Here is a 24819-nt window from a genome sequence, read left to right as displayed (position 1 = left end):
GACAGAACGATATGGAACGCCGGCCGCGTTTTGAAAACGTTACGACGTGTTACGCCAACGTAACGCCATCCGCGCGGAACGTCAACCTACGCCGAAAAATGGCGGAATTCCAACGAAACTGGCGGTACGGAAATACGGAAGGCATAATCGCCCGGCAATCGCAATATGAAATTGCGACGGTGGACGGAAGCGGCGGGCAACGCTGCGGACGGAGTAAGTTGGGTAGCTGAAACTTACGGAACACGCGTGGCACGCGACGGGAGAACGCCGCGTACGGCGAGCGCGTGGCATGTACACCGAACGCGCGGTGCGGCGAACGTATGGCGCGCGTAACGAGAGAGCGGCGAGGACCATGGCAACGTTCATCATTTCACTGTGCGCCATTTTGATGCTGACCACGGTTTCCGGGCTGATCTGCCGCAAAGCGCAGCTGCCGGAAGTGATCGGGCAGATCCTCGTCGGCATTCTCGTGGGCCCTTCGCTGCTGGGCGTGATGCACATGAGCGATTCGCTGTCATTGTTCAGCGACCTCGGCATCATCATCCTCATGTTTTTGGGCGGTGTCGGCTGCGACCTGCAGTTGCTGAAGAAATATTCGAAGGCGGCGGTCATCATCGCGTGCATGGGCGTGGTGTTCCCCGTGGCGGTGATGGGTGGAGTGAGCCTGCTGTTTGGCTTCAAGCCGATTCCGGCTGCGTTCATCGGCGTGGTGTTCTCCGCCACGTCCGTGTCGATTTCCGTGGCGGTGCTGAAGGAAGCCGGACTGCTTGATTCGAAGGAAGGCGTGTCGATTCTCGGCGCGGCCGTGGCTGACGATGTGATCGGCGTGATCCTGCTGTCCGTGATGTGCACGCTCGTCAACACCGGCAGCGTGGACGTGGCAGGGCTGGGTTTGATTCTGCTCAAGCAGGTGCTGTTCTTTGTGGCGGCCGCCGTGGTGGTGGTTTGGGTGGCGCCGGCGCTGATGACGCTGGCTGGCGTGCTGAAGGCGCCGTCCGGCATCGCGGTGATGGCCGTGATCATCTGCCTGGCGATGGCGTGGGCGTCGAATCTGGCCGGGTTGAGCTACGCGGTGGGCGCGTTTTTCGCCGGCATCGCGGTAAGCAACAGCGATTACGCGGAGGACGCGGACCGGTATATCGAGCCGGTTGGAGACACGTTGTTCGTGCCGGTGTTCTTCGTGGGCATCGGCCTGCAGACCACAGGCGTGGATGATACGAAGATGATTGTGTTCATTGCGATCATGACGGTTCTCGGCGTGATCACGAAGGTCGTCGGCTGCGGTTTGGGTGGCCGCATGGCCGGTTTTGGCGGCGCTTCGGCGCTGATGATCGGCGCGGGCATGGTACCGCGTGGCGAGATGGCGTTGATTACCGCGCAAATCGGCTTCAACGAGCATGTGCTCGGCAGCGAATACTATTCGACGATCATCTTCATCATTTCGCTGGTGACGCTGGTCGCGCCGCTGCTGCTGAAGCTGACGATCCGGAAGGTGCCGGGAGTGGGGGCTGCGGCTGCCGGTACGGCTGGCGCTGAGCAGTAATCGCAATACGAAAACCTCCCGCCACGTACGGAACGTGACGGGAGGTTTTCGCTACGGAAATCGCAAATCCGGAAAATATGGGAACGTCAGGCGAGGATGCCGTCGACGAAGCCTTCCGGATCGAACGGGGCGAGGTCGTCCGGGCCTTCGCCGAGGCCGACGAGCTTGACGGGCACGCCAAGCTCCTTCTGCACGGAGATGACGATGCCGCCCTTGGCGGAGCCGTCGAGCTTGGACAGGACCACGCCGGTAATGCCGATGGCTTCGGCGAACACCTTGGCCTGCGTCATGCCGTTCTGGCCGGTGGTGGCGTCGAGCACGAGCAGCACCTCGTCGACCGGAAGATTCTTTTCGGTAACGCGGCGGATCTTGCCGAGCTCGTCCATGAGGTTCGCCTTGTTCTGCAGGCGGCCGGCGGTGTCGATGATGAGCACGTCGGCGTTCTCTTCCTTGGCTTTGGCGCTGGCTTCGAACGCGACGGACGCCGGGTCGGCGCCGTCCTTGTCGGAACGCACGACCGGCACGCCCACCTTGGCGCCCCAAGTCTCCAGCTGGTCGGCCGCGGCCGCGCGGAACGTGTCGGCGGCGCCCAGCATGACCTGCTTGCCTTCGGAGACGAGCAGTCGGGACAGCTTGCCCGCGGTGGTGGTTTTGCCGGTGCCGTTCACGCCGACCATGATGATGACGCTCGGCTTGTTCGCGCCTTCCTTGTCGGCGTTGAGACGGCGGTCGACGTCGGTGCCGACGAGCTTCAGCAGCTTGTCCTTCAGCGCCGCACGCACTTCGGCCGGATCGGACTGGCCGGCGATGCGGGCGTCGTTGCGCAGTTCCTCGACGAGCTGTTCGCTGGCTTCCGCGCCCACGTCGGCGAGCAGGAGGGTGTCTTCGACGTCCTCCCAGTCGGCTTCGGAGAGCTGGTCCTTGGCGAGGATGTTGAACAGGGCCTTGCCGAACGGATTGCCGGACTTGGACAGGCGCGCCTTGAGGCGCTGCATGCGGGTGCCGGCAGCTTCAGGGGTTTCGACGGCTGGGGTCGCGGATTCAGTTACGGCTGACCCGACCGGAGTTGGTTCAGTTGCCACTGGCGATTCAGGTGTGGCAGACGAAGTCGCGGATTCCACTTCCGTCGCTGCGGATTCCGCGGTTTCCTTGGTTTTCTCAGCGTTTTCGGCACTTGCGGCGGCAGATTGCGCGGCGGACTTCTCCGTAGCCAAACGAGCATCGGCCTTCGCCTTCGCCGCTTCAGTGGACTTGTCCACGGCGGACTTGCGGCTCTTACCGAACCACCATCCGCCAATCGCAAGTAATGCCGCGATAACGACGACCGCGACAATCGCAATAATCACATTCGTATCCATGGTTCCAGCCTAAAAAGCGCAACGGACACGCCACTCATCTCTGCCAGGGCAGGCAATGGGGCTATCCACGGGGCGTGAAAAACTGGGCAGTATGGCCAATACATCCAGAATGACGTCGTATCAGAGGCGCGAGCAGCTCATCGAAATCGGTCGATCGCTGTTCGCGGCCAAGGGATTCGAAGCAGTGAGCGTGGAAGAGATCGCCTCGACCGCAAAAGTGTCGAAACCCATCGTCTACGAACATTTCGGAGGAAAGGAAGGCCTGTACGCCGTGGTGGTGGACCGCGAAATGCGCGCGCTCACCGACGTTCTCATCAACGCGCTGTCCGACCCGCAGGCGCATCCGCGCCAAATCGTGGAACGCACCGCGCTTGCGCTGCTCACCTACGTGGAGGAAAACGCCGAAGGCTTCCGCGTGCTCACGCGCGATTCGCCGAAAACCGACCCGTCCAACTCGTTCAATTCGCTGCTTGGAGACATCGCCGTACGCGTCGAGGACATTCTCACCGACGCGTTCAAACGCCAGCATCTGCCGGCCAAAAGCGTGCCGTATTACGCGCAGATGCTCATCGGCATGACCGTGTACACCTGCCAATATTGGGCCGACCAGCGCAAGCTCAGCAAGGAGCAGCTCGCCGCGCACATCGTGAACCTGGCATGGTATGGGCTGAGCCGCATGGAAGCCAAGCCGGAACTGCGCTACGAAAGCGAAAAGGCCGCCCGCGAGGCGGAAAAGCAGGCCGCGCGGGAAGCGAAGGCGATCGCCAAGCAGGAGAAGCAGGGCAAGAAGGCCGCGAAATCGCAGGAGAAGGCGGTTGCTGCGGGAGATGACGCGACGGACGGGACGACCGTGACGGACGGATCGCAAGCAGTAGGCAAATCGCAAGCGGCAGACGAATCAAACGAATCAGACGAGACGAACGAATCGCAAAACCCGCAAAGCCCGCACGAATCGCAAAAACAATCAACAATTGACGAAAACTGACATACCGTCACCCGAAATGACCCTAGGGGAAATTTCAGGTGCAGATTGCGTATTTCAGGGTGCCGTTTGTGCGCAAAACCGTGCCCCGGAACCGCACATGGTGCTACGTTAGTTTCGTTATGCTTTTGGCCGGAGCGGTCGGCCAGCCGCACGGCCCGACACGAGCCCGATCCGAGGAAGAATATGCAGGAGAAGAAGACGCTCACCTTCGTGGTGCCCGCGTACAACATGACGGAATACCTGGAACGGTGCGTCGAATCGTTGATCGCGTCGAAGCGCAACGACGACATCGAAGTGCTGATCGTGGATGACGGCTCGTCCGACGGCACGCTGGAGATGGCGAAGACGTTCGAGGCGCGCAATCCGGGAATCGTGCGCGCGATCCATCAGGAGAACAAGGGCCACGGCGGCGCGGTCAACACCGGCATCGCGGCGGCGAGCGGCATGTACGTGAAGGTCGTGGACGCGGACGATTGGGTCGGCCCGGAATCGCTCGAACAGGTCATGGCCGTGCTGCGCGGCGAGGTCGGCAAGGACGAGCCGCTCGACATGCTCGTCACCAACTATGTGTATGACAAGGTGGGCAAGCGCAACAAGCACGTCGTGAACTTCCGTCACGCCATGGAGCCCGGCAAGCGGCTCACTTGGGACGATCTGGGACATTTCGGCCTGACCGAATACATTCTCATGCACGCGCTGATCTACCGTACCGCCGTGGTGCGCGAATCGAAGATGCAGCTGCCGGAACACACGTTCTACGTGGACTTCATCTACGCGTACCAGCCGTTCCCGTGGGTCAAGTCGCTGCAATACGTGGATACGCCGTTCTACCACTATTTCATCGGCCGCGACGGGCAGAGCGTGCAGACGGACGTGATGATCCGACGCGTGGACCAGCTGCGGCTCGTCAACCAGTGCATGGTGCGCGCCACCCCCGAACGAGGTACGGTGCCAGACGGCCTATACCGCTACATGATTCATTTTCTGGCGATTCAGAGTTCCGTCGCGAGCGTTTTCATGATTTTGTCGCGCGATCCGGAGAATTACGAGAAGAAGAAGGCCATGTGGGCGGATATCGAGGCGTATTCGCCGACGATTTACAAGGACGTGCGTAAGAAGGCGATGTCGCGCGCGCTGAACCTACATGGTTCGCTCGGCCGGTTTGTGATTCGAAAGGGATATTTCGTGGCGGAACATGTGGTCGGGTTCAACTGATTTCGCGCGGGTTTCGCAGGTTTCGCGCGATAGAGGGTTTACGCGATATTGCGTGAGTATTGCGATTATTGCGATCGGCTAGGCGCTCCTGTGTCCGTTTCTGGTGATTCGGACACAGGAGCGCTTCATTTTGATGCCTGTGTGTCCGATTCGGGAGAAACGGACACGGAAAGCACCAGCGGGCTTAGTTCCAGCGATCCGACATGGCGAAACTGTTGTGCATGAGATTGCTGGACGTGTACAGCACGTCGCCGAGCAGCTTCGTATTGCGCGATCGCAGGTATTCCGCCATTTCGTCGTTAGCCGCCGCAAGACGGGCCGGAACAGATGTAGGACTAGCAAGCCCATCGGAACCGGAATCAACCGCAGCACCAGACATAGAACCAGAACCGCCAACCGCAGAACCGGCACCAGAACCAGCGCCACCAGCCCCAGTCGCCGACCCACCAATCGCAAGCGCATCATCCGTACGTTCCACCAGACGGTGGCCGAAGGAACGGACATCTTCCGAGAAGCCCTCGACCGCGTTGCTGGTCTCGTAGAAGTGCGCGTCGGCGAGCGTTGCAATCAGGCGGTTCGTCCAATACAGGCAGTCCGTGGAGACTTCCGGCGTGGTGTCGCGCAGGTAGGCGGGGGTGTCGTCGACGTTCGCATAGAACGGGGCGGACGTGGTGAACGCGCCGGAACCGTACGAAATCCACATGATCGAACGGCTTTCGACGGGCGCGTACGGGCGAATCTGCATGGCCACCATGTGTCCGGTGCGGTTGATGCCGATCGGACGATAGCGATGGCGGCTTTCCTCAGTCCCCTGCGTGCCATACGGGTCGTACGGGGTGCCCTCGAAGTGCGAACCGAGCAGGAAGTCGACATCCTCGACGGTCACGGCATTCTCCGGTTCGAGACACCATGGAATGTCGTCCGATTCAGGGGTAAGGTTTTCCGCGTCGGCCGGATCGAGATAGCGGTACATGTACCAGGCGCGAGGCGTGTTGTAGATATGGTCCTTCGCGGTGGCGGTGCCGAACACGACGCGCGGGTTGCAGTGGCCGCCGTTCATGCCGCCCTGCGTGCCGGCCGCGCGGCCGAGATGATGCGTTTCGATGAATTCCGTCAGGTCGGCGCTGCACATGAATTCGCGCGCGTCGCTGAAGGCGTCGTCGAAGTCGAAATAGTCGATGCCGAGCTGGTTGGGGATGATGGCGCATTTGTCGTCCGGCACGCGGCGGGCGATCCAGTGGTGGCCGCCGATGGTTTCGACGTACCAGATTTCGTCCACGTCGGAAATGATGATGCCGTTCGATTCGTACGTTCCGTACGTTTCAAGCAGTTCGGCGAGGCGCTTCACGCCTTCGCGGGCGGTGCTGACATACGGCAATATGAGGGTGATGATGTCTTCCTCGCCGATGCCGCCGGGCACTTCCGGCTTGCCGTCGGCCTCGTCGGCTGGCTGCAATACGACCAGCGGGTCGGCGGCGAGCACGCGCTCGTTGACGGCGATGGTTTCGGTGGCGCTCATGGCCACGTTGCGTTCGCTGACGCCAGCTTCCGCAAGGATTCCACGATTTGGAAGCACGTTCGGTACGATGCTGTACCGGCATGGATTGTCGGGAAGGTCGATTTCAACGTGGCTCAGCACACTGCGGTAGTGCCGCGGCTGCTCCTGCGGTGCGACGACTACGAATTTCTTGGGATCGTAACGTCCCGAACCAGAGTCGTCATCTCGGGCGATGATGGTCGAACCGTCGTAACTTGCTTTTTTGCCTACAAGAATTGTGGTACATGACATGGTTTCGATTGTAGGCACACCAACACTCCGAAGGCCATTTCGACGCCCGTCCGACGCCCGTGGTGGCGATTGGTCCGAATATGCTGTATACTGTGTTGCTGTTGCCCCTCTAGCTCAACGGTTAGAGCAGCGTCCTTTTAAGTCGTGGGTTGTGGGTTCGAATCCCACGGGGGGCACAGGTTCGAAGTCCTGGAAGCCGATGGTTCTCAGGACTTTTTCATTTGTTTCGGGATGAGGTCTCAGCACTTCAATACGGAACGCACCATATCGCGCACCCTCTTTCGCTCACGAATCGCAATTTCGGTCGATTATTTCGCGACGTGCGCCGAAAAGTATGGAAAATAAGGCGATTTATACCCCCTACCGCACTATGCGGCACCACCTTTCGCTCACAATCGTAAGAAAACGAGCGAAATCGCAATATGTGTTCCGAAATGAATAGCGAACAGCCCGCGGGCGATTCGCGGACGGACCATACGCATGCAACCGGCGTGGCGCAATCGAGGATAATGATAGACTCGAATATATCGAACATTTGTTCGTATAGATTCGGTATTACGGGAAATTCCCCACTATATACAGTGGGCAAACGTACGAAACGCCACTACAGGTAGTGTATACTGATGAACGGCCTGCTCAGCCAGGCAAAATCAAAAAACGTGGCCGACAAGATCTTCCGCACCAAAGGAAGCCGATTTGCATAGGGAGGAAAAGAATGACCGTGACCGTCTTCACCAATCCGAACAATCCTCAATGCGAGGCCACCGAACAAGAGCTTTCCAAACTGGGAGTGCGGTACGTGGCGGTCGATTTGACGCAGAATCCGTCCACATTCGAACAGATCAAGGACGCCGGCTTCAAGCAAATTCCGGTCGTCATCTCACCGAATTCCTCATGGAGCGGACATCGCCCCGACCTCATCCGCCAGCTGGCGCAAAGCATCGCGGCGTAGGCGCGGCAACAGCAGTCAAGCATCCAAACAGCCGGAAGGCACGAATCCCAAACGGCAATAATCCGGAAGAATCAAATCCCCCGCGGCAAAACCCGCAACAAAACCCCACTGCAATCGTCCGAAATCGTTCAAAATCAGCCACCCAAAGCAAAGCGGCCAGCCGGAACATCGCCCGACCAGCCGCTTAGCAAAACCCGCAAAACGCAAAAACCAGCCTACATACGACCGGCAGTGGACGGGTCGATCTTCATGGTCTGGAATCGGTGGGCCATGAAATCGTCATTGAAATACGTGGCGAAAAACTGCGAAACAGGAGAATTCTGCGCAACCCCAGCCATGCGGGAATACCAAGCGTCAAGCGCCATCAGCGTCATCACGCCATCGACGAAAATGAGTATGAAACAGACCAGCGTCAACGAATAGCGAATCTTCCACGGAATACGCTGGATCAATCGCAACAATCGCGGCAGAATCAACTTGACCCAAACCAAGCCGAGGACGCCCCAGAAGAACATGTATTTGCCGGATGTACGCCCGTCAATCGAAAGCCATTGCCCCGTGTAATCCCATGCGCGAATACCGAACGCGGCCTGCATGAACCAGCTGGTGAAATATTCGAACGCGCCACCGATCACCGCGCTTGAGCAGAAAATCAGCAACCAATTCGACTGCCACAAATGGTTGAGCAACACGGTGACGATCACCACGCCGAAACCATAGATGGGCGAGAACGGCCCCCATAGGAAGCCCGCACGGTCCTGGTATTCGCCAAACAGGATGAAATGGTAGATGGTTTCGATCACCAAACCGAACACACAACCGATGGCGAACAACCAGAACAAATTGAAGAAATCCAGCGAAATATAGCCTTTGCCGGTCAGGTCGCGGCCGGCCATGCCTTGGGAGGCGGCGTTCTCATACGCGCTGCGGGCGTCCATGCGCCGCAACGCGAACTGCAGCCGGCGCTCCTCCCGCAGCGATGGGTCGGCGGTGATGTGCAGGGCGATCAGCACGACAAGCTGGACAGCCGGGCTGACAAGGTTCAGGCCAAGCCCCTTCAACGCCAGCGACAGCAGGCCTTCGGCGAGCGTAAGCGGAATCAGCAGGTACGTCCATTGCGCGATGTGCCGGCGTTTGTTCCTGAAAAGCAGCACGCCGAACACCGTCAGGCACGCGGTGGTGACCATCAGCACGACCGCGTGAATCGCCGACAGAATCGTGGTGAGGCTCAGCGCGTCGAACGTCATATCGCCGGAAAGCACGGCCTGCACGACGTACAGGCACGACAGCACGATGAACGGCAGCGTCACCACGCCTTCAATAAGCATGACGATGCCGTAAATGCGAACGATTAACGGCAGACGACGGTCAGCGGGATTGCCGACTTCGCCAGTGCCCTGCTTTCCGCCTTCTTCGATAGCCGCGATTTCGGTTTCGGCGGCAATCGCCTTGATTTCTCCATCCGTCTTGCCCGCGGCGGAATCCTCGGATCGTGATTCAGATTGTGCGGTTTCGCTCATATGCCGCTCCTTCCTTCAGCCCACGCTACCAAACGTAGGCAATATCCGCCGCAAGAAAAGCGGTTCAGGTGCGATTATTGGCGGACGCGAGCAAAAGAGGGGGACGTCAGCTGGCTGCAATCGCCATTCGCACACCACCTTTCGCTCACGTCCGCAAGAAATGGCGATGTATAGCGCATCGTGAGCGAATGGGGGTATAAATACGGACGGAAAATAGCGATTTATTACCACCTTTCGCTCACGGACATACAGAAATGGCGATTTGTCACGGACGTGAGCGGAAGGGGCTACGTCAGCCGGCGATGGTTTTGCCGAGGCTTTGCCGCAGTACTCGACCCGATTTCCGTCATCCATGAAACGCGATGGCGATTGTCCCGGAGCGCGTTATACGATACGTACCGCGTAGCGCTACGAAATACGTATCGCTATGAGAGGAATGATTCACCAACCCGGAGAGACAATGCACAACGTACTGCAGATCCTGCGCCGTGACTTCAAACGATTGGTCACCGTACCCGCCGCGTGGGTGATTATGATCGGCCTGATTCTCATTCCCCCGCTATACGCATGGTTCAACATCTACGGGTTCTGGAATCCCTATGGCAACACGGACAGCATCAAAGTGGCCGTGGCCAACATGGACGAAGGCACAGACAACGCGCTGCTTGGCAAAGTCAATCTCGGCGATCAAATCGAAGGCACGCTGAAGAGCAACGACCAGCTCGGCTGGGAGTTCATGGGCAAAGCCAACGCGATGGAAGCGGTGGAGTCGGGCGACTGCTACGCCGCAATCGTCATCCCTTCCGACTTCAGCGAAGATCTGGCCAACGTCGTCACCAACAGCAAGCATCGCCCCACGCTCGAATATTACGTGAACGAGAAGGCGAGTCCGATTTCGCCGAAAATCACCGACCAAGGCGCGACCGTGGTCGACCGCACCGTCAACAACACCTTCGTCTCCACCGTCAGCGACGTGCTCGTCAAAGCCGTCAACTCAGCCAACAGCACCATCAGCGGCAACACCAACACCATCGCCAACGAAACCATCGGCGAACTCGACAACACCAAGCGGAACGTAGGCACGATCCGCTCCGCAATCGCGGATCTCGACACCCAGTTAGCCAATGTGCCACAGCAGACAAAAGCAGCACGCAATGCCCTGAACGACGTGCAGCTGGCCGCGGCGAGCGCAGGCAGAGGACTAGCAGGCGCATCCACCGCCATCGGCACAGCGCAAACCCAGCTCAACACGCTTTCGTCCAACGCCAACAGCGCGCTGGAAACCGGATCCGGACTTGTTTCCCAAGCGACGGCGCAATCCACAGCCAGCATCAACCAGATCTCGTCGGCGGTATCCGCGGCAAGTGGATCGGCGCAGCAGGCGGTGACCGGCATGCAAAACATCACCGACAGCAATGCGAAACTGCTCGAGAAGCTCAAATCCGCCAGCGACAACGCGCAATACCAGCAAATCATCAGCAAACTGGAGAATACCAACAACACGGCAGCCGGAACACTCGCCGACCTCAAAACCCTGAGCGAGAACACACAGGCCACAGCCGGCAGCGTATCCAAACTGTCCACCGATTTCAACATAGGCACGCAGAACTCGCTCAAAAGCGCAGGCACGGCGCGCAACGCCATCAATTCAGGCGCACTGCCGCGACTGAATTCCGCGCTGGGCTCGCTGGCTGGGACGGCCGGAACACTTGCCGGCACCGTGACCAGCCAGGACAGCGTGGTCAGGCAAACCAACATCGTGCTCGACCAACTCGACCAAGTGGCGTCAGACACCCGCATCGGCCTTGAGCAAACCGACCAGCAGCTGGCGAAGATGGAGACGAAGCTCACCACCGTCAGCACCGACCTGAAGGCGCTGGGCACTACGGATCTGCTCGCATCGTTGACCGGCAGCAGTTCGCTTGACGCGGATAAGATCGCCTCGTTCATGGAGTCCCCGACCGTAATCGACACGAAGAACGTGTATCCCGTCAACTCCTACGGCTCCGGCATGGCTCCGCTGATGACCAATCTGGCACTGTGGGTGGGCGCGTTCGCCTTTGTGGTGATCTACAAAGTGGAGGTGGACGACGAGGGGCTTGAGGGTCTCGATCCGACCGCAACCGAAAAGTATCTGGCCCGATACCTGTTGCTCGGCACGATGGGCGTCATTCAAGGCGCGATCTGCACCGTTGGCGATCTGATACTCGGCGTGCAGACGGCTTGCGCGCCACTGTTCATACTGACCGGCATGATCACATCGCTGGTATATCTGAGCATCACGTACGCGCTGTCCACCACGTTCATGCACATCGGCAAGGGCCTGTGCGTGGCGTTGGTGATCGTGCAGATTCCAGGCGCTTCCGGCCTGTATCCGATCGAGATGATGCCGAAGTTCTTCCGCATGGTCTATCCGTTCGTGCCATTCAGCTATTCGATAGACGCATTCCGCGAGACCATCGCCGGCTTCTACGACGGCCATTGGATCAAGGCGATCGGCACGCTGCTGCTGTTTGCCGCCATGGCGTTCGTCATCGGCCTGGTGGTCCGTCCTCTGTTGGTCAACCTCAACCGACTCTTCGCCCGCGAAATCAAGGAAAGCGACATGATTATCGGCGAGGAAGTGGAGCTTCCGGAACGCGGATACAACATGTCCCAAGCCATTCAGGTGCTGGCCGACAAAGGCGGCTACCGCGAGGTGATCGAGGAACGCGCAAGTCGGTTCGCGGAACTGTACCCGAAACTCAAGCGCGGAGCTCTGGTGATCGGATTCGTAGTTCCGGTAACTCTGGCGGCGGTGTTCTCGTTCACCAACGGAGAGAAAGTGGTGGTACTGGCCACGTGGGTCGTCTGGATTCTGCTCATCATGGGCTTCCTCATGGTCATCGAATACATGCGCGATAATCTGAACCGTCAAGTGGAGCTCGGCCATTTGAGCGATGAATCGATCCAATCCATGCTGGTGGAGCGCCAAGCGGCACGCATCCGTCGCAAAAAGCGGGCGCAACAGGAACGGCGGAACAGACTGCTGCGCAAAACGCGGAGACGCACCAGCGGCAAACGCACGACATCCGATAATCGCAATACCAGCGTCATCAAAGAAACGACGGAAAACGTGACGGGCGTCAACCACAATGAAGATGACGGAATCGCCATACTGGTGCAGAAAATGCAGAAAATGCAGACGACCGGTCCAAGCGCCGCCGCGAACGATGCCGCCACGGACACCGCCGAGACCGCCGAGACAACCGAGACAACCGAAAACAACGAAAACAACGAGGAAAGGAGCAACGCATGAAAACCATCTGGAAACTGTTCATCGGCGACATCCGGCGAATCACCAGCAACGTCGTCTCCATCATCATCGTCATCGGACTCGTTGTGATCCCCGGCATCTTCACATGGTTCAACGTGGCCGCCAGCTGGGACCCGTTCGCCAATACCGGCAATCTGAAATTCGCCGTAGCCAATGAGGACGACGGATACCGGTCCGACCTCATTCCAGTGAAGATCAACATCGGCGACCAAGTGGTTAACACGCTGCGTTCCAACGATCAGCTCGACTGGACCTTCACCACCAAAAAAGAAGCCATCAACGGCACCAAATCCGGCAAATATTACGCAGCTGTGGTGATTCCAAAGAACTTCAGCACCCGTATGATGACGTTCTTCGCATCCGATGGCGACCACGCCGAAATCGCCTACTACAACAATGAAAAGAAGAACGCCTTGGCTCCGAAGATCACAGGCCAAGGCGCCGATACGGTCAGCGCGCAGGTCAACGAGACGTTCTCCGAAACACTGACCAGCACCGCGCTGAGTGTGGCATCGCAGCTCGCCAACCAACTCGACAAGCCAGCCGCGCAGGAACAACTCACGCAGTTCAACGGCAATATCAGCGACTTCGCGGAAACGCTCACCGACGCTTCCGGAACGCTCCGCACGTTCAGCACGCTGACCCAAAGCGCACGGCATCTGCTTGAGTCCTCCGACGGTCTGATCGCCAATGTCAGCGGCAATGCGAAAAGCGTAGGAACAACACTCAAGCAAGCCGGCAGCGGCGTGGAGGATCTGACGGGCGCGTTGAAGACCGGCACCACCGCGCTGGGCACGGCTCTGACTGATTCCGCCAACAGCTTCACAGCCATGGAAGCAGATGTGGACAGCCTATTCGGCAATGCGGGCACGCAGGCCGGCAACACCGCCAACGCATTACGCAACCAGGCCACGAACATCAGCAAGCAGGCGCAAAGCTACCAGCAGATCTATGATTCGCTCGACGCGCTCAGCGCAAACGAAAAGCTGCCGGAAGCGGTGAGGAACGCCATCGACCATCTCAAAACCAACGTCGGCACCACCATCACACAGCTCAACGACCTAGCATCGGCGCTGAATGGCAGCGCCGACAACATCGACGCCAAAGTAAGCGATACCACGGCCGAACGTGCGGAGATCAAGAAACTGGCGCAGCAGGCGGCAACGTCCGTCAGTGGCATCAAAACCGACTATGAGAGCCAACTGAAACCGCAACTTGACGATATCGCCACGTCCATTACCAGCACCACCACCGCGCTCAATGCCACAGCGGCCGATCTGAAAGGCGCGCTGGGCAATCTGAACGGCACCACCAAGACCGCGGATAAGAATCTGACCGCCATCAGCAGCGTGTTGGATTCCACCGCCGATAGTCTGGCCGGCGCGGGCAAAAAACTGGGCGCATTCACAGGAACATTGACCGATGCGCTGAACAGCGGCGATATGAGCGCCGTCAAAGATGTGCTCAGCGATAATACCGACTCGTTGGCCGCCGCGCTTGCAGCCCCTGTAAAAGTGAAACGCAACGCGGTGTTCCCAGTCAAGAATTTCGGTTCGCAGATGGCACCGTTCTACACGATCCTGCCACTGTGGGTCGGTTCGCTGCTCATGGCAGTGACGCTCAAGACCACCGTCTCGCGTAAGGTGCGCAAGGAACTCGGCGACCCGAAACCGCATCAGCTGTTTCTCGGACATTACGGTGTGTTCGGCGTGATCGGACTATTGCAGAGCACGTTCTCCTTGGGAGGCAGTCTGCTGTTCCTCCATGTCCAGGCGGTGCATCCGCTGCTGTTCATGCTGTCCGGCTGGGTGAGCAGCCTAGTGTTCTCGTTCTTCACCTACACGCTCGTGGCCAGCTTCGGCAACGTCGGCAAAGCCATCGGCGTGCTGTTTCTCGTCATGCAGATCTCCGGAGCGAACGGCGCATATCCGCTGGCCGTGCTGCCGAAAATCATCAGCGGCATCAGCCCGTTCCTGCCTGCGACGCATTCAATCACAGCAATGCGTGCGGCGATCGGCGGAATCTACAGTAACGATTACTGGTTTGCGATTGGCGCGCTACTGCTGTTCATTCCGCCGCTGCTGCTGATAGGCCTGTTACTGCGCATTCCACTGGTCAAGTTCAACCATTGGTACGTAAGCAAGCTGGAAAGCACGAAAGTGATCGCGGCATGATGGGCGGAACCACGCAAGAGGGCACGCGAAAGACGGTGCAAAAAACCACGCAGGAAGACGTCGGCACAGTACGTGGCCGACGTGAGCGATTACGGGAGCAAACCGACCGCAAAATCATGAAAGCCACATTGGGGATAGTGATTTCCGATGGTATCGGAGCGGTGACCATCGAAGAGGTCGCACGACGTTCAGGGGTAGCAAAGACCACAATCTACCGACGCTACCGAAACGCCGACGATTTATTGCAACGCATCCAACCGGAAGTTGCCGGACTACCGAATTTCAACGATTTGAAGCCGTCGCGGAGCGGACTGGCCACCATGCTGCGACGCATCCAGGACTGCTTCGACAGCGAACTCGGATTGAAAGCCGTGGGCGTGGTGCTGTCTTCCGATAACGCCACGCTGAAGGCGATTGCCTCACAAGTTCTAGCGCCGGCCGAAGAACGGTTCGTGGGGTTCATGGAACGTGGCATCGCCGACGGAGTGTTTCAAAACCGTTTGGACTACACGTTCCTGTTCAGCACGGTGCTGGGTTCCATGCTGGCTTGCAAAGCGTTGGCGGGGCAGGAAGCCGGAGGGGAACGGCAATCCGGCAAGGAACGCAAGCCTGATTCCTGGGCCGAGAACATGGCCACGTTGCTCTGGCCGAACGTATGCGCCGAATCCGCACGGTAATCACAGGAAAAACCGTCCGCACCGACGCAAGACGGGCGTGCCGCGTCGGTTTCAGAAGGAATGGGCTATTGGATTGACGCTTCCTGACGCGCCACTTCCAACGCCTTGTTGAAGGCTTCGGAGGTCCAGCTGGCGCCGGCGAGCTTGTCTACTTTGAGATCCTTCAACGGTTTGCCCACCACCACGTCAGGTACGGCTTTGGCGAAGTCGTTCTGATGTTTTTTGGAGATGGACGTGAACGGATGCCCAACGATTTCCACGGCCGTCACGTTCTGGTCCTTAACGGTCAGATGCACGTCGATGGTGTCCTCGCCGACCGGCCCGTACTGGCCGTTGATCGAATAGTCGCCATCCGCGTAGTTGCCGGTGTCCTGCTTGTCGGATGTTGCGGAATTCGCGTCGGCACGGTTTTTGGTGGCGTCGCCGTCGTCTGCCGTGTCGCCGAACGCCTTGCCGTCAGTTTTCGACTTCTCTTCCTGCGATTGCACGCTTTCACCGGAATTGCCGGCGTATTCGTCGTCCATCGGCGTTGCCTTCGGTTCGCCGCATGCCGACAACAGCGCGATACTCGCCGCGGACAGTGCGATGACTTTGATTGCGTTCGATTGTGCGGCGCTCATGCGCGCTCCCCTTCCGTGCCGTCGGCGTCCGCGTCCGTATCTCCGGTTTTTGCGGCCTTCGTAGGGTCGGCGAACGAAATCGCAATACCCCCGTTCTGCGCGCCTTCCTCGGCGGAACCGGTGTGCGCAGGCTTGCCACCGGCCGCCTCGTACGCACGTTTCGCCTCCTCGTCGTTCCACTGTTCGCCGACGAGCACGCCATGGTTAAGCATGATCTCACGTTGTGCGCAGGAAGCGACGAGCGCGTCATGCGTGACGACGATGATCGTGGTGCCCTGCTCGTGCAGCTGGCGGAACAGGTCGAGCACGATCTTCTCGTTCTTCTCGTCGAGGTTGCCGGTCGGCTCGTCGGCGAGAATCAGCTTCGGGCAGTTGATGAGCGCGCGGGCGATGCACACGCGCTGCTGCTCACCGCCGGACAGCTGGCCGGGCAGGTGATGCGCACGCTCCTTCAATCCCACTCGTTCCAGCGCTTCCATCGCCTGCTTCTCGTCGACCACGGAATGGTAGTATTGCGCCACCATCACGTTCTCCACCGCCGTCAGATGAGGCACGAGGTAAAACTTTTGGAACACTAGTCCTATCATGTTCTTGCGCACGTCGGCGAGCTGGCGGGCGTTCAAATCCTCCAATCGCCGGCCTTCAAGCATGACGGAACCCTTCGACGGCGTATCCATGCAGCCGATCATGTTCATCAGCGTGGTTTTGCCGGAACCGGACGAGCCGACAATCGCCAGCCATTGCCCTTGCGGAACGGTCAGACTCAGGTCGTCGACGGCGTGCAGATCGCCGTAAATCTTGGAAATGTGGTCGAGTTCCAGCAGCATATGTTCGTTGTCCATGATTATTCCTCCCTCAAAACGATGGCGGGGTCGATACGGGTGGCGCGGCGGACCGGCGGAATGGAGGCGATGACGGCGATCGCCACGGAAAGCAACAGCGATCCAACGCAAAGCAGCCAGTTGAGGCCGAGCGCACGGCCGAAAACGGTGGAGCACAGCACACGCGCCAGCACATAGCCGATAGCAGTGCCGAGCAGACCGCCGATCAAGCCGTAGATGCCGGATTCCACGTAGAATTCGACGCCGATGGCGCGTGAATCGGCGCCGAGGGCCTTGCGCAGGCCGATTTCGTTGCGACGCTGGCTCACAATGGAGCTGATGGTGGTGCCCACGCCGACGAGCGTCAGCACGAGCACGACGAGCGAGACAATCCAGAACAGGGTCTGCAGCATGGCGATGATGCGAGTGTCGGACGAGGTGATTCTGGTGACGGTCTGCGCTTTGACGGCGCTGTTCGGGTTTTTGTCGGCACTGCGATTGATGTTGTTGACGATGTCGTTGAGCTCGTCGCCCATGGCGTTCACGGAGTATTCGACCACGTCGGCGCCGCGCTTGGAACCGGCGAGTTTGGCCACGTCCGCGGTGGTGGCGTAGATGATGGAATCCTCGTTGCCGCCGGTGTCGACGATGCCGGCGATACGGAATTCGGTGCCGTTGTTATCCATGATGTCGGACGAGACGCGGCCGTTTTCCGTGGCTTGCGTGGTCTGTTCGCCTTGCGTAGTTTGCGTACTCTGCGTGCCCTGCGCGGACGATTCTGCCGTTTCAGTTGATTCGTCCGAATCGGATTTTGCGGACGCGGAAGAAGACGCTGAAGCAGACGCGTCGGCGGCGCGGTAGCCGATGGTGACGCGGCTGCCGACCTTCACGCCGAGCGCGTCGGCGACGTCGCGGCCGACCATCACGTTGCCCGAGCCGGGCCAATCGCCCGTCACGTTCCAATGGCGATTGAGCGCGCGGACGGCTTTCACGTCCACGCCGGCGATGGTGTACGGCGCGGAATTGATGCGCACGCTCTCATACCGGTATGCGGCTGATTTCACGCTGTGTCCGGCGCCGATGAGCGCCGTCACGTTGCGTACGGTTGCAGTATCGATGCCTTGCGATTTGCCCGTTGCGGACGCGGGCGTGACGATCAGGTTCGCGCCGTACGCGCGCATTTCCTCGTTCATCTGCTGCGGCACCGCGACGCACACGGATGCAAGGCAGAACAGCGTGGCCGCGCCGACGAGCGACGCGATCACGGCCATCATCGCACGGGAGCGACGGCGGAACACCGCGCCCCACAGCATAGTGAAGAACATCTTGCGATTCGTCATCGCACACCCCCTACGAAAGCCAAGCACAACTCACCTACCATGCAGCACCTCCGCCGGACGCAAGCCCAGAATCGCCCGAATCGACGAAAGCGAGGCCACGAGCACAGTGACCGCCAGCAACACGAAAACCAACACGAACACCATCGGACGCATGGTGATGCCCGAGCCGAACACCACGTGCCCCACGATCTGTGCAACGCCCGAGCCAAGCAGCGCACCGGCAATCGCACCAACCAGCGAAATCACCGCCGTTTCGGCGAGCATAAGGCGCGAAACCGCGCCGTCCGTGGCGCCGATCGCCTTCAACAGCGCCAATTCCGAACCGCGTTCGCCAATCGACGCGGCCATCAGGTTCGCCACGGCGATCGCGGCGGCAACCAGCGACAGCACGGTCATCAGCACCATCACCGCCTGCGTCTTGTTCAGCACATCGCCCTGCAGCGCGGCCACCTGGCGCACCTGCTTGGCCACCGCGCCCGGCAGCACCTCTTCGATCTGGTACGCGATCGACGACGGATACGCGGTGCAATACCACGTCTCCCACTCGTCCTGCGTGAGCGCGTTCGGATTCTTCGACGCCTTGCGCGCGAGGTCGTTGTCGGGCGTGGTGAGCGCCTTGACTTCAATCTTGTCGATGGAATTCGGCAGATTCGCAAGCGTTTGCGCGGCGATGGACGGCATATAAATGGCGCTGTTGTCGGAATCGCCCGAATCGAAGATGCCGACGATTTTCACTTTCACGCGATTGCGTTCGGTGGAGGATTTGCCGGTTTTCCCGGTACCTCCGTTCGTATTGTCGTCCGCACCGACGGCGATCGTCTTGTCGAGCGTGACGCTGTCACCGACGTTCACGCCCAGTTTCGCGGCGAGCGCGCTGCCGACCATCGCCTGCTCGCTGTCGTCTTTCGGCCAGGTTCCGTTGATTTTCCACCATGAGCGCATGCCGTTCATGCCGGCCACGGTGGACTCGCCGGAGTCCATGTGCAGGGTTTTCGCGAACCACGTGCCCACGATCGGCACGTTGGTCGCCTTGCATTTCGCCGCGGAAGCAGCCGCACCTGACGCACCAGCCGTTCCAGCAGAGCCAGCCGAACCAGCCCCCGAACCGACACACCCCGCATCCGCGTGGATGTTCAATTCCGGCGCGAAATTGGTGATGTTGAACGCCCAGAAGATGGTCTTGATCTTCTGCGCGTCCGACTCCTTCAGAAACGCGGTCGGGTCGGCGCTGTCCGCCGCAGCCGAGCCGTCGGAAGTGGAACCCCCGTCCGAACCGGACGAACTACCCGAAGCCGAGCCAGCAGAATCGCCGGTATTGTACAAATCGCTCACCACAGCATCGGACTTCGGCTGCACGACGATATTCGAACCGTACGTGCTCAGCTCCGCGTTGAGCTTGTCGCCCACGTCGAACACCACGCCGAGCATGGCCACGCTGACGGTGGCGGACAGGCACACGGTGACGGCGATGAGCAGACGGCGTTTGAACTGCCGGCTGAACGAGCGAGAGATCATTTTCAGGAAGAACATGGCACCCCCTTACCTTTCTCGGCGCTCACTGGAAATGGCTCGACAGCGCGTCGAGCGTGGACGTTTGGATGACGATTTTGCCCGGCTTGACCTGGTAGTCGAACGGTATCGGGTTGCAGCCGCCTTTGAAGCCGATGGTGGCGAGGTTGATGGCCACATCGCACTTCTTGCAGATGATTTTGCCGTCCTTCTCGTAGTAGCCGGCGTCGCCGCAGTTGTCGCACGCGTCGAGGCCGACGCCGTACGCGCCGCCGTTCTTCTTGATGATGATGAATCGCATGGAGGTGCCGTCCTTCGCGCGGTATTCGAAGCGGTGCAGGTGGCCGTCGGAAATCTGGCTGAATTTGATGGTGGCCACGCCGTCGGCGAGCGAGTAGTCTTCCGGCGGCGACAGCGTGACGACTTTCTGCGTTTGCGCGACGCCGTACGTCAGGGCCACGGTGACGCAGATCATGGCGACCAGGCTGAACGCGCCGGCCGCTTTCGCGCGGCGGCGGAACGCGATATGCGTGCGTGCGATCGCCTCGTTGGCGCCGGTCGGCTTGACTTTGAAGCCCATGACGATGCTGGCGATTGCCGGAATGGCGAAGACGAGCGCCATTGCGATGGTCAGGCTGCGCTGATGGTTGATGCCCCACACGAGCGCGAGGAAGGCGGCGGTCGGGAAGCTGACGATGCGTTTGGATTGGAGGATCTGCGCAAGGTCGGTGAAATGCTGTGCGAACAACAGCGCGACCAACAGCAGCACCGCCGTGGTGAACGACCAGCGTACGGCGGTGGAACGCATTGTACGGAATATCAGCGCCGCGATGATCGCGACGGCGGCGCCCAGCGCGAAGCCGAGCGCGCGCAGCAGCATGTCGGAAGTGAAGATCGGATCGCCGGGCTCGACGAAAATCGTCAATCGCAGAATCACGTCGGGCAGCGCGCGGAAGGTGGTGGCGGCGATCGCCAGCGCGGCCACGAGATTCGCAACGTCCAGCAATGCGCGGTGGCGATGCCAGTCGGTAGTGATGCGACGGGCGAGGATGACGACGACGAACACGGCCACGTCGAAGACGACGCAGCACCACAAGGTCGGATAGTTGACGAACGTGCGCTGCGTGATGACGGCCGTGGCACGCAAGGCGGCGAAGACGATGGCACCGGCGAATCCGACAACGAAGCCGGCCAGTCTCCAATATGCGCTCAACGGCTTGTCCCGTCCCTCACCGACGGTGAGCATGACGTTCAGTGCCATGACGAGCAGAGCGGGCGCCAATACGCCCTGCAACACCGTCACAAACTGCAGCAGCATCCCAAAATCCTTTCGTCCCTCCCCAACCCGAGGAGTTCCCAATCATCCCTCCCCCAAAATCGAGGAGTTCCCGGCCTTTCCACCCTGCAATCGCAAGGAATAAGTCGCTCCCTTAAAACGCGAGAGAGCGGCCGCGCCGTATGTTGCTCGACCGTAAGCTTGGCCGAACGGCCTTGAGTGTGTCGAGCAACATATGGCGCGGCCGCGAACGGCAACCATTACAAGGAGCGAATCACCATTCCTGCGGCGTGTAATTCCAGTCCGGGAAGGTGACCTCGATCGGTTCCGTCCAGAAGCGTCCCTTGACGCCAGTCTCCGGATCGACGTGCAGCATCCAGCCCTTCTTCTCCGGGGATTCGATCTTCAGCACGAGCTTGTAGGCACCGGCCTTGTCGAGCTTGACGTTGGCACCGTAGTGCGGGCCGTCGGAAGCGTTCATCTGCATGAAGGTGCCGGAGCCGACGGACTTGTTGGAGGTCTTGTCGATGATGTCGTAGTTGACGGTGAGGTCCGGCACGAAGTCGCCCTTGCCGTAGCCGAGTTCGGTGCCCTTCTTGTTGGCGTGGATGTCGGCTTCGAGGTGGAAGCTCGCATCGGCGGCCTTGAGGCCCATGCCGGACGGTTCCATGTCGATGGGCTGGAAGTACACGGCGTTGACGGTCAGCGGGCCGACTTCCTGGTCGGAATGCTTCTCGTCGACCTGGATCTCCTCGAATCCGGCGCCGGAATCGTCGGAACTGGAATCGTCGGCGGCCTTGGTGTCCTTCGCCGTGTCCGACGTGGACGTGCTGGACTTGTCCGACGAGGCGGCGTTGTCGGAGCCGCCGCATGCGGACAGGGAGAAGGCCATGGAGCCGGCCAGCAGGACGCCGAGCAGAGCGGCGATCTTCTTATTCTTCATTTCTCTTTCCTTCTGTGTTGTCGGATGGTGAGGAAAAATTTTGGAAATTTGTTGCGATTGCGAATCGCCATTGTCAGGCGTGCGCCGCGCCCGTATCGCCCGTATCGGCCGCCGTACGCAGTCTGCGTTTGCGCGCGAAGCCGACGATGAACAGCGCTATCACTGCGATGGCGGCGATGGCTTGGGCGGCAAGGCATTCGACGTACGGATACAGGCCGATCCAGTCGTTCGTCGGTACGCTCGACAGATAGTGGCCGTCGATGAGGTCGCCTTCGATGAGCGCATGGATGCCGCCACCGGCGAAGATGACCACGAGCACGGCTATCAGAATCGAGGTGACGAGGAAGAACGGGCCGATGGGGATCTTCACGGAGGTGAAGCGCAGCACGAGGAAGATGATCAGCAGCACTACGGCCGCGGCGATGCCGCCGATCCACATGCCTTGCGAATCCTGGCTCATGGAGTAGATGGATTCGTAGAAGATCACGGTTTCGGCGCCTTCACGGAATACTGCGAGGAAGCTCAGCATGGCGAGCGAGACGACCATGCCCAGGCTCACGCCTTCGCCGGCTTCGACCTTGCCTTGCGCGTCTGCCACGGCGGTTTCGGTTTTGTTCTTAATGTAGCGGTTCCATGCTTCCACGGAGCTTTTGTTGAGCATCCAGTTGCTGGTCCACAGCAGCATGAGCATGGCGATGAGCGCGCATACGCCTTCGGAGATTTCCTGGATCGGACCGGAGCCGCCGAACAGGAAGGTGAAGAGCACGGCAATCAGTCCGGAGCCGGCGAGTCCGGCGAGCACGCCGAGATAAATCCACTTGGTGAAACGCTGGTTGCCGGATTTGACGAGGTAGGCCACGACGGCGGCCACGACGAGCAGCGCTTCGAGACCTTCGCGGATGAGGATGAGGAACGCCTGCCCGGCAGAGCTGGTGACGGCTTTGGTGAAGCCGTTGACGTTGCCGGACGCGCCACCGTCGAGGGTGGCGGCGTCTTCGACGAGCCAGCTCTTAAGGTCGTCGACGAGCTTCTTGATCTCCTTGTCGGAACCGCCGTCACGCATGGTCTTGCGGGTCATTTTGAACTGGTATTCGACTTGAGAGACGCGGTTGCCGGAGATGGCGTTCATGACGTTCTTTTCGAAGCCGAGCTTTTCGTAGTACTGGTAGTACGCGTTGTTGACGAGGCTGGAGCCTTCTGCACCCTTGCCGGAGATGGCGGCCTTGTATGCCTTGTCGAGGATGACGTTCATTTCCTTGGCCACGTCGCTCCACGTGCGATCGCCTTTGCCTTTGGAGGAGTTCTTCTTGGCGGCGTCGAGCGTCTTGCGTTCCTTGGCGGTTTCGGCGGCGCGCTGTTTGGCGTAGTCGCGCGGTTTGGCGAGGCTGGTGTTCGCGTCGAGCGTCTTTGCGGCGGCGGCGAGGTCGGTGTTCAACGCGTCGACGGCGCCGGAGATGGCGTCACCCTGCCCCTGCTGGTAGGCGATTCCTTCCAAGTCGGTGAACTGCTTGAGCAGTTCGGCCTGTTTGTCGGCGGAGATGGTGTCGTTGACGGCCTTCGAGAAGTTGGATGCGTCGTAGCCGATCCAATGCGCGGTCTGGAAGTCGGTGCCGGCCTGGCCGTAATCGCCGTCGTTGTAGTCTTTTTCGGCGGTGGCGAGCTGCTTGGCGATGTTCTGCGCGACGGCGGTCCAGGAATCGAAATTCGTCTGGCTGTCGTCGGCGGCGGACGCCTGCCGCGGCATCGCGGTGCCGGCGAACAGCGTGGCGAGCGCGATCATCAGCGCGGCGACGAGCGTGACGAGACGGCCGGAAGCCGAGACGCGCGAATCGCACGAATCGTAGGAACCGGCTGCGTGGCGCTGCGCGACGCGAGATGACATGGGTCGAACCTTTCTTCCGCAAATCTTTTCGGCGCGCTTTTCCCCGACGTGCCCGACGTACGAAGCGCGCATCGGAAGCCAAGATAGAACGAAACTTTTTTGAATAACAGTCTTGATTTTTGATTGGTCTTGTTGTATCGCGCATGGAAAAACGGCGGAATTCCGCCGTTTTTATTTTTCCCGTCTTCCGCGTGTCGTCTCACATTGTGACGCTCACCGCCGTTCCGCAACACCTCCGTCCGCCCGAAAACGTGAAGCGAACTCCATGCCAAAGCGTCGGTTTGTATAATCGCGACTTGTATAATCACGATTAGTATAATCGTAACTATACAAAGCTACGGGGGTATCAAAATAAGGCGATGCCTCATGCCACACCCACGAAAAAACATCTCGCTTATGAGTGGCGGATTTGGCAGGGTGACAGTTGGTATCTCACTTATAGATGGCGGCCCCTTTGCGAGATACAAGGGTTAGAGGGGCGAAAAGATGCCCCCTAGGTTCGTTTCTCCGCCGAGACCCGCCATCTATAAGCGAGATAGCACCGGGCGAGCCCCGGAATCCGCCATCTATAAGCGAGATACACGTCTCAATTGGCTCAACCGTTTCAATCACCCAACAGCCAATCAATGGCATTGACAATGCGGATACCATCCTCGGTGACGCCCGCGCTGAACTGGTCAAGCGTGATGACCATGCGGGGAAATGCGTCGGACAGCTCCCGTCTGCGCGTCTGCTCCTCCAGAAAATGTGAAAGTATACTTTACGTTTTTCGTCAACAGTAAGCTCACTGCTTCAGCATGGCGAGCACCTTACGCTCGTTGTAGAAGGCGAAACCCGCTATGTGTGGCAGATTCCCGCATGTGCGGAAAGTGATATGCGCTATGTGTGGCAGATTCCCT

General features: G+C 59.6%; 17 protein-coding genes and 1 tRNA gene. 8 read left to right on the top strand and 10 right to left on the bottom strand.

Features of this window, described 5'->3' with window-relative positions:
* Nucleotides 1–352: 352 nt before the first annotated feature.
* On the top strand, nucleotides 353–1543 hold the full coding sequence (locus KSX58_RS03505; protein WP_011742657.1) for a cation:proton antiporter: 1191 nt from the start codon (nucleotides 353–355) through the stop codon (nucleotides 1541–1543).
* 86 nt (nucleotides 1544–1629) lie between these two features.
* On the opposite strand, the gene ftsY is transcribed toward KSX58_RS03505, so the two are convergent.
* Nucleotides 1630–2901 carry a signal recognition particle-docking protein FtsY gene (ftsY, locus tag KSX58_RS03500; RefSeq protein WP_217735796.1) on the bottom strand — a complete coding sequence of 424 codons (1272 nt, stop codon included), beginning with the start codon at nucleotides 2899–2901 and terminating at the stop codon, nucleotides 1630–1632.
* Between the two features lie 109 nt (nucleotides 2902–3010).
* Here ftsY and KSX58_RS03495 point away from each other — a divergent pair, with 109 nt between their 5' ends.
* Nucleotides 3011–3886 (top strand): TetR/AcrR family transcriptional regulator, encoded by an 876-nt coding sequence (locus KSX58_RS03495; RefSeq protein WP_035010331.1) that lies wholly within the window; start codon nucleotides 3011–3013, stop codon nucleotides 3884–3886.
* A gap of 183 nt (nucleotides 3887–4069) precedes the next feature.
* Nucleotides 4070–5101, top strand: coding sequence for a glycosyltransferase family A protein (locus tag KSX58_RS03490; protein WP_003807423.1), 1032 nt, complete (start codon nucleotides 4070–4072; stop codon nucleotides 5099–5101).
* 184 nt (nucleotides 5102–5285) lie between these two features.
* Here KSX58_RS03490 and KSX58_RS03485 read toward each other — a convergent pair whose 3' ends face one another.
* On the bottom strand, nucleotides 5286–6890 hold the full coding sequence (locus KSX58_RS03485; protein ID WP_217735795.1) for a C69 family dipeptidase: 1605 nt from the start codon (nucleotides 6888–6890) through the stop codon (nucleotides 5286–5288).
* Between the two features lie 103 nt (nucleotides 6891–6993).
* On the opposite strand from KSX58_RS03485, the gene KSX58_RS03480 reads away from it, so the two are divergent.
* Nucleotides 6994–7066: transfer RNA gene (locus KSX58_RS03480), tRNA-Lys, on the top strand.
* Between the two features lie 539 nt (nucleotides 7067–7605).
* The gene (locus KSX58_RS03475; protein WP_003807419.1) at nucleotides 7606–7842 is read left to right on the top strand and encodes a glutaredoxin family protein; all 237 of its coding nucleotides are present in this window, start codon (nucleotides 7606–7608) and stop codon (nucleotides 7840–7842) included.
* Between the two features lie 215 nt (nucleotides 7843–8057).
* On the opposite strand, the gene KSX58_RS03470 is transcribed toward KSX58_RS03475, so the two are convergent.
* Complete coding sequence (locus KSX58_RS03470; RefSeq protein ID WP_217735794.1) at nucleotides 8058–9362, bottom strand: putative ABC transporter permease; 1305 nt, start codon at nucleotides 9360–9362, stop codon at nucleotides 8058–8060.
* Between the two features lie 460 nt (nucleotides 9363–9822).
* On the opposite strand from KSX58_RS03470, the gene KSX58_RS03465 reads away from it, so the two are divergent.
* Genes KSX58_RS03465 through KSX58_RS03455 form a run of 3 tightly spaced genes read left to right on the top strand, consistent with a single transcriptional unit; the run spans nucleotide 9823 to nucleotide 15529 of the window.
* Nucleotides 9823–12660: a YhgE/Pip domain-containing protein gene (locus KSX58_RS03465; RefSeq protein WP_217735793.1), complete on the top strand. Its 2838-nt coding sequence runs from the start codon at nucleotides 9823–9825 to the stop codon at nucleotides 12658–12660.
* Complete coding sequence (locus tag KSX58_RS03460; RefSeq protein WP_217735792.1) at nucleotides 12657–14852, top strand: YhgE/Pip domain-containing protein; 2196 nt, start codon at nucleotides 12657–12659, stop codon at nucleotides 14850–14852. The genes KSX58_RS03465 and KSX58_RS03460 overlap by 4 nt, the downstream gene beginning before the upstream one ends.
* A complete protein-coding gene (locus KSX58_RS03455; RefSeq protein WP_217735791.1) occupies nucleotides 14849–15529 on the top strand; it encodes a TetR/AcrR family transcriptional regulator in 681 nt (226 codons plus the stop codon). The genes KSX58_RS03460 and KSX58_RS03455 overlap by 4 nt, the downstream gene beginning before the upstream one ends.
* Before the next feature lie 65 nt (nucleotides 15530–15594).
* On the opposite strand, the gene KSX58_RS03450 is transcribed toward KSX58_RS03455, so the two are convergent.
* The 7 genes from KSX58_RS03450 to KSX58_RS03420 all read right to left on the bottom strand — a co-directional run bounded on the left by KSX58_RS03450 (nucleotide 15595) and on the right by KSX58_RS03420 (nucleotide 23818).
* Complete coding sequence (locus KSX58_RS03450) at nucleotides 15595–16149, bottom strand: FMN-binding protein (protein ID WP_217735790.1); 555 nt, start codon at nucleotides 16147–16149, stop codon at nucleotides 15595–15597.
* Complete coding sequence (locus KSX58_RS03445) at nucleotides 16146–16976, bottom strand: ABC transporter ATP-binding protein (protein WP_217735862.1); 831 nt, start codon at nucleotides 16974–16976, stop codon at nucleotides 16146–16148. The genes KSX58_RS03450 and KSX58_RS03445 overlap by 4 nt, the downstream gene beginning before the upstream one ends.
* Before the next feature lie 17 nt (nucleotides 16977–16993).
* A complete protein-coding gene (locus tag KSX58_RS03440; RefSeq protein ID WP_195524676.1) occupies nucleotides 16994–18310 on the bottom strand; it encodes an ABC transporter permease in 1317 nt (438 codons plus the stop codon).
* 30 nt (nucleotides 18311–18340) lie between these two features.
* Nucleotides 18341–19840 (bottom strand): ABC transporter permease, encoded by a 1500-nt coding sequence (locus KSX58_RS03435; protein ID WP_021913206.1) that lies wholly within the window; start codon nucleotides 19838–19840, stop codon nucleotides 18341–18343.
* 25 nt (nucleotides 19841–19865) lie between these two features.
* Nucleotides 19866–21137: a DUF2318 domain-containing protein gene (locus KSX58_RS03430; RefSeq protein WP_217735789.1), complete on the bottom strand. Its 1272-nt coding sequence runs from the start codon at nucleotides 21135–21137 to the stop codon at nucleotides 19866–19868.
* Nucleotides 21138–21369: 232 nt separating this feature from the next.
* Nucleotides 21370–22038: an iron transporter gene (locus KSX58_RS03425; protein ID WP_026646624.1), complete on the bottom strand. Its 669-nt coding sequence runs from the start codon at nucleotides 22036–22038 to the stop codon at nucleotides 21370–21372.
* 73 nt (nucleotides 22039–22111) lie between these two features.
* A complete protein-coding gene (locus tag KSX58_RS03420) occupies nucleotides 22112–23818 on the bottom strand; it encodes an FTR1 family protein (RefSeq protein ID WP_237976406.1) in 1707 nt (568 codons plus the stop codon).
* Nucleotides 23819–24819 lie beyond the last annotated feature (1001 nt).

Origin of the sequence: Bifidobacterium sp. MSK.17.10 (assembly GCF_019129655.1) — a bacterium.
GTDB classification, from domain to species: Bacteria; Actinomycetota; Actinomycetes; order Actinomycetales; family Bifidobacteriaceae; genus Bifidobacterium; species Bifidobacterium adolescentis.
This window is presented reverse-complemented; position numbering and strand designations above follow the sequence as displayed.

Excerpts from the sequence above, each read along its gene's own strand:
- KSX58_RS03505 (WP_011742657.1), top strand. The coding sequence starts at position 353 with ATGGCAACGTTCATCATTTCACTGTGCGCCATTTTGATGCTGACCACG.
- ftsY (WP_217735796.1), bottom strand. The coding sequence starts at position 2,901 with ATGGATACGAATGTGATTATTGCGATTGTCGCGGTCGTCGTTATCGCG.
- KSX58_RS03495 (WP_035010331.1), top strand. The coding sequence starts at position 3,011 with ATGACGTCGTATCAGAGGCGCGAGCAGCTCATCGAAATCGGTCGATCG.
- KSX58_RS03490 (WP_003807423.1), top strand. The coding sequence starts at position 4,070 with ATGCAGGAGAAGAAGACGCTCACCTTCGTGGTGCCCGCGTACAACATG.
- KSX58_RS03485 (WP_217735795.1), bottom strand. The coding sequence starts at position 6,890 with ATGTCATGTACCACAATTCTTGTAGGCAAAAAAGCAAGTTACGACGGT.
- KSX58_RS03475 (WP_003807419.1), top strand. The coding sequence starts at position 7,606 with ATGACCGTGACCGTCTTCACCAATCCGAACAATCCTCAATGCGAGGCC.
- KSX58_RS03470 (WP_217735794.1), bottom strand. The coding sequence starts at position 9,362 with ATGAGCGAAACCGCACAATCTGAATCACGATCCGAGGATTCCGCCGCG.
- KSX58_RS03465 (WP_217735793.1), top strand. The coding sequence starts at position 9,823 with ATGCACAACGTACTGCAGATCCTGCGCCGTGACTTCAAACGATTGGTC.
- KSX58_RS03460 (WP_217735792.1), top strand. The coding sequence starts at position 12,657 with ATGAAAACCATCTGGAAACTGTTCATCGGCGACATCCGGCGAATCACC.
- KSX58_RS03455 (WP_217735791.1), top strand. The coding sequence starts at position 14,849 with ATGATGGGCGGAACCACGCAAGAGGGCACGCGAAAGACGGTGCAAAAA.
- KSX58_RS03450 (WP_217735790.1), bottom strand. The coding sequence starts at position 16,149 with ATGAGCGCCGCACAATCGAACGCAATCAAAGTCATCGCACTGTCCGCG.
- KSX58_RS03445 (WP_217735862.1), bottom strand. The coding sequence starts at position 16,976 with ATGCTGCTGGAACTCGACCACATTTCCAAGATTTACGGCGATCTGCAC.
- KSX58_RS03440 (WP_195524676.1), bottom strand. The coding sequence starts at position 18,310 with ATGACGAATCGCAAGATGTTCTTCACTATGCTGTGGGGCGCGGTGTTC.
- KSX58_RS03435 (WP_021913206.1), bottom strand. The coding sequence starts at position 19,840 with ATGTTCTTCCTGAAAATGATCTCTCGCTCGTTCAGCCGGCAGTTCAAA.
- KSX58_RS03430 (WP_217735789.1), bottom strand. The coding sequence starts at position 21,137 with ATGCTGCTGCAGTTTGTGACGGTGTTGCAGGGCGTATTGGCGCCCGCT.
- KSX58_RS03425 (WP_026646624.1), bottom strand. The coding sequence starts at position 22,038 with ATGAAGAATAAGAAGATCGCCGCTCTGCTCGGCGTCCTGCTGGCCGGC.
- KSX58_RS03420 (WP_237976406.1), bottom strand. The coding sequence starts at position 23,818 with ATGATCGCGCTCGCCACGCTGTTCGCCGGCACCGCGATGCCGCGGCAG.